Source organism: Moorena sp. SIO4E2, from assembly GCF_010671945.1.
GTDB classification, from domain to species: Bacteria; Cyanobacteriota; Cyanobacteriia; order Cyanobacteriales; family Coleofasciculaceae; genus Moorena; species Moorena producens.
The window spans coordinates 1-4,821 of the sequence record NZ_JAAHIE010000527.1 but is presented as its reverse complement, the minus strand read 5'-3'; the positions used below and the strand labels follow the sequence as shown (position 1 = coordinate 4,821).

3 protein-coding genes are annotated in these 4,821 nt (G+C 42.7%); all 3 read left to right on the top strand.

Going from position 1 to position 4,821, the window contains the following annotated elements; all coding sequences use genetic code 11:
- Window positions 1-522 precede the first annotated feature (522 nt).
- The 3 genes from F6K37_RS32205 to recJ all read left to right on the top strand — a co-directional run bounded on the left by F6K37_RS32205 (window position 523) and on the right by recJ (window position 4,798).
- A complete protein-coding gene (locus F6K37_RS32205) occupies window positions 523-1,131 on the top strand; it encodes a hypothetical protein (protein WP_008185981.1) in 609 nt (202 codons plus the stop codon).
- Between the two features lie 218 nt (window positions 1,132-1,349).
- The gene (locus F6K37_RS32200; RefSeq protein ID WP_287254674.1) at window positions 1,350-1,502 is read left to right on the top strand and encodes a hypothetical protein; all 153 of its coding nucleotides are present in this window, start codon (window positions 1,350-1,352) and stop codon (window positions 1,500-1,502) included.
- A gap of 494 nt (window positions 1,503-1,996) precedes the next feature.
- Window positions 1,997-4,798: a single-stranded-DNA-specific exonuclease RecJ gene (recJ, locus tag F6K37_RS32195; RefSeq protein ID WP_287254676.1), complete on the top strand. Its 2,802-nt coding sequence runs from the start codon at window positions 1,997-1,999 to the stop codon at window positions 4,796-4,798.
- Window positions 4,799-4,821 lie beyond the last annotated feature (23 nt).

Genomic DNA, 4,821 nt, shown 5'->3' with positions numbered 1-4,821 from the left:
CTAGCTGTTCATCTGTTAATGTTTGCCAACGTTCTTGACTGATCCAGATTGACGAAAATCTTAACAAGATTATGCTTGATAAAATTCCTAGCAATACAGGTACAGTACGGCAGCAAATCAAATATATACTGATTGGTTCTGCGAGCGCAGTTCCGGTGATAATTTACACACTTTATTCCCTGGGTTACGGGTCGCTGAATGAATGGAGTACACCCCAACCTACTGGAAATTGTGGTGAGGTGATCAGTATGTTGATTCGATATCTGCTACTCGATTAAGATAGCAATTTGCCAGGGATTGAATCCTTGGCTAGAATGGGGGATAATCAGTAAAGTGTAATATTTCTGTGTCCACCACTGGTGGATGTAGATACAGCTAAGCTGTACTGGTGGAATTTTTGTTAATTTATTCGGTCAATGATTGGGGTTAACCAAGACTTGACCGATTTTTTATGAAGGATGAAGGATGAATTTATATTTCCTTGATTTAGAATGGCTATAGGAGACATGATAAATAAAGATCATGGCATATAGTGATTTTACAACCATCTACAAAGTCGAAACGACGTTTAATCTCATTGTTGATGAGGGGAATACTATATTTAATGATATTGCTCCTATCGAGCCCAGTGATCACTTGAAAACGACGCTTAAAGAAAATTTGCCGATCACGAATGCTATAAATACCGAAAAAGCTCGTTCTGAGTTAGTTATTGCTCCGGTTTTACTGGAAGTGCGCCGTCTGCTTGATTTCAAAATCGGTTTTTTTTCTGGCACTGAGTTTAATGTCGATAAAGGAAGTGGATTAAATGGATACTGTGATTATCTTCTTACTGCTTCTAAGGAAATGTATGAAATTCGGACACCAGTTGTCACTCTAGTAGAGGCAAAAAATGAAAATATTAAGGGGGGATTAGGACAGTGCATTGCGGAAATGGTAGCGGCTCAGAGATTTAATCAACAACAGGATCAGGATATTGATGCTATCTATGGAGCTGTGACTACTGGGACGAATTGGAAGTTTCTCAAGTTGGTGAATCAATTGGTGTTTATTGATTTGGATGACTATTATATTAAGGAAATTGATCTGATACTGGGCATATTGGCACATCCTTTTAAGGAGTATCTATAGGATTTTTATAAGAGATGTAAACATAGTCGCGCTTGGGAAAGGCAAGAGGCAAGAAAGTAGCCACTGCATCAAGACATATAGGTATTTTTGGTAATGGAAAGAACTGTCATCGTGTGGAGAAACTATTGTGTTGGTGAGACTGATGGGTTACTCGGCTCTGTTGAGGATTCGCAATAGCTTGCTCTTGGGGTGGAGAAACTATTGTGCTGGTGAGACCGATGGGTTACTCGGCTCTGTTGAGGATTCGCAATAGCTTGCTCTTGGGGTGGAGAAACTATTGTGCTGGTGAGACTGATGGGTTACTCGGCTCTGTTGAAGATTGGCAACAGCTTGCTCTTGGGACAGACAAAACCGACAAAAAAGACTTTTGAGGTGTCAAAAAATCATTTTTGTGGTATACTACACTTCATTGACCATCGTCCTGGACAGACGATGGGGGATTTTTGTTTGGGTAGAAAGTTCTTCTTACCCCATGATTTTTCTTCCTTTATGTGTTGCTTGGGCAGAAGATTTTTCTTCTCCCAGGTTTTTTTATATCTTCTTCACCATTCTTCTACTACCTCAGTTCGATGTCAGAAGTTGGCTGTTTTTTTGAGGAAACAGGAGACAGGAGACTCAATTACAGCAAGTGATCAGAAGACTCCAGAATTTATGGTGATAATCCAGAATTAACCGCAATTGCTGATCAAACTCTGATTAATGACTAATTAACTGGGAAATAATTTATTCTGATTCCTGAGTTCTAGATCAAGTTGGTTATGGGTCGCTCTGATTAAGTTAGTATTCTTGTACTAACTCGACTAACTATAAGCGATCGCAAATCAGCTTCATGTCCGAATCCATGTCAGAATCCATGTCCCAATCCATGTCCCAATCCCAATGGCAAGTCCTAGCGCCACCGGAAATTCCTCAGTGGTTCATCGAAGCTGTCAAATCCCATACTAAGGGCTATTCGGGAGATTATGCTGCTCAACTGCTGTGGCAACGGGGAATACGAGAGGAGAGACAACTAGCTGGTTTCCTCAACCCAGATTTGTATCAACCTACCAGCCCTTTTGATTTTGGACAGGAAATGAAATGGGCAGTAAAACGCCTACTCCAAGCCCGTGAGGCTGGGGCAAAGGTTGCCATATGGGGGGACTTTGATGCTGATGGAATCACGGCTACTAGTGTCCTATGGGAAGGACTGGGACAATTTTTCTGGCAGCACCAACAGCTAAGTTACTACATTCCCAATCGCCTGACGGAATCCCATGGTTTGAATTGTCCAGGAATTGACCAACTGAACGCTTCTGGGGTGAAACTTATCGTTACCTGCGATACTGGCAGCACGAATCTGAGGGAAATTGATTATGCTCACCAGTTGGGAATGGATGTGATTATCACTGACCACCATACTCTACCAGATGACCGTCCGCCAGTAGTTTCTATGATCAATTCTCGCTATTTTGCTGAAACTCACCCTTTATTTCATTTGTCTGGGGTGGCGGTGGCGTATAAGTTAGTGGAAGCGATGTATCAGGTTTTACCTAATATTCCCCAACAACGGTTAGAGGGGTTGCTGGATTTGGTGGCAATTGGTCTAATTGCGGATTTAGTGGAATTATCTGGAGATTGTCGTTACCTGGCACAACGGGGAATTGAACAACTGAAGCAGCAACTGAAAACTCGCTCTCGTCCTGGTATAGCGCGATTGTTACAGTTGTGTAAACGCAGTGGCGATCGCCCGACGGATATTTCTTTTGGACTTGGCCCGAGAATTAATGCTGTAAGTCGGATTCAAGGGGATGCTTCATTTTGTGTTGAGTTACTGACTAGTAAGGATGAGAAACGTTGTGAGCAACTGGCTTTAGAGACGGAACTAGCTAATACCCGCCGTATGTCTTTACAAAAAGATATTACTAAGCAAGTTAAGGATAAACTTGCCCAACTTGATCTGTCTACTACTAATGTGATTGTCCTAGAAGATCCCCAATGGCCAGTTGGTGTTTTAGGCTTAGTGGCAGGTCAAATTGCTCAGGAATATGGACGCCCGACGATTTTGTTAAGTACAGTTTTATTAAGTACTGAAAGTAGCGATAGAGAAAGCAAACTGGTAGAAGCAGGTTTAGAGGATAAACACTCCTATAGTATAGCACGGGGTTCGGCTCGTTCTGTTAATAATATTGATCTTTATGAATTAGTCAATTCCCAAGCTCATTTGTTGCATCGCTTCGGAGGTCATCCTTTTGCGGCTGGGTTGAGTTTGCCAGTGGATAATATTCCTTTATTTAGGGAAGCGATTAACCAGCAGTTGGCACAAAAACTAGGGACGACGGGTGCTTTGATGATGCCAGCCATGGAAGCGGATTTGGTGGTTAAGGTTGCTGAGTTGGGGAAAGCACTATTTGATGAATTGAAACATCTGGAACCTTGTGGGATGGGTAATCCTGTGCCAAAATTGCTGATTAAAAACTGTTGGTTTGAACAGGTTTTGAATCGTAACTCTAAGGATTTGAGAGGGCGAAAAGTACAGTATATCAAAACTAAATTTGAAATTTGGGATGACTCTACGAGTATGGGTTTTCCTGGAATTTGGTGGGGACATTATCAGGATGAAGTCCCTAAAGTTAGATGTAATGCTGTTGTGGAATTAGACTATAATAATTATGAAAAACGTCCAGAAGTGCGCCTCGTTGCTGTGCAACCTTGCCAAGAAAATGATTTTTTCCAATCTTGTTTCCAGGTCTCTAATCAGCTGGATTGGATTTTAGATTGGCGGGGACAAGAGTTAGAGGTTGGCCGGTTGAAGGGTGTTGGCTCTCAAGAGTTACATGTTGGCAAGTTGAAGGTTGAATGTTCTCAAGAGTTACATGTTGGCAGGTTGAAGGTTGTTCGCGAACAACCTACTAACCTTCAACCTCCTAACCTTCAACCTACTAACCTTCAACCTCCTAACCTTCAACCTACTAACCTTCAACCTGATAACTTTCAACCTCCTAACCTTCAACCTCCTAACCTTCAACCTCCTAACCTTCAACCTGATAACTTTCAACCTCCTAACCTTCAACCTCCTAACCTTCAACCTGATAACTTTCAACCTCCTAACCTTCAACCTCCTAACCTTCAACCTCCTAACCTTCAACCTCCTAACCGGCAAGGTTTAAGTCCTCTAATGGTTTATGAGTGTCCGACGAGTTGGGATGAGTTACAAGTATGGTGTAGGAGAGCGATACAGGCAGAACGACAATTAGCGATCGCATATCCACGGCCTCAACAACTATCTGCCCAAGACACCTGGAAAAAGTTGCTAGGAATTGCTAAGTTCCTAAGTCGCACCGGTCAATGGGCTACTTTGGTGCAATTGCAGGAGAAGTTGGATTTAAGCGATCGCACTGTTGAGTTAGGACTGAATGCTCTATCAGTGATTGGTTTTGAGGTTTCTTACCAGGACTCGGGGGTACAAATAAGCTGCCATCCAAAAGAGTGGTCTTCCGATTGGCCGTTGGCCACGCTACGCGAGCGGACGAATGTTGCTGGGAATGATGCGATTGCGCTACGCGCACGCTGCGCGAACGCAATATTTTTTGCTGCCATTGAGGAAGAACAGTTCCGACGTCAATATTTTTACCAGGTGCCTCTGTCTACCATTGCCGGATATAGCATGGTTGGTATCAAACAAGATTAGACGTAAGCATTCAGCAATCAGCA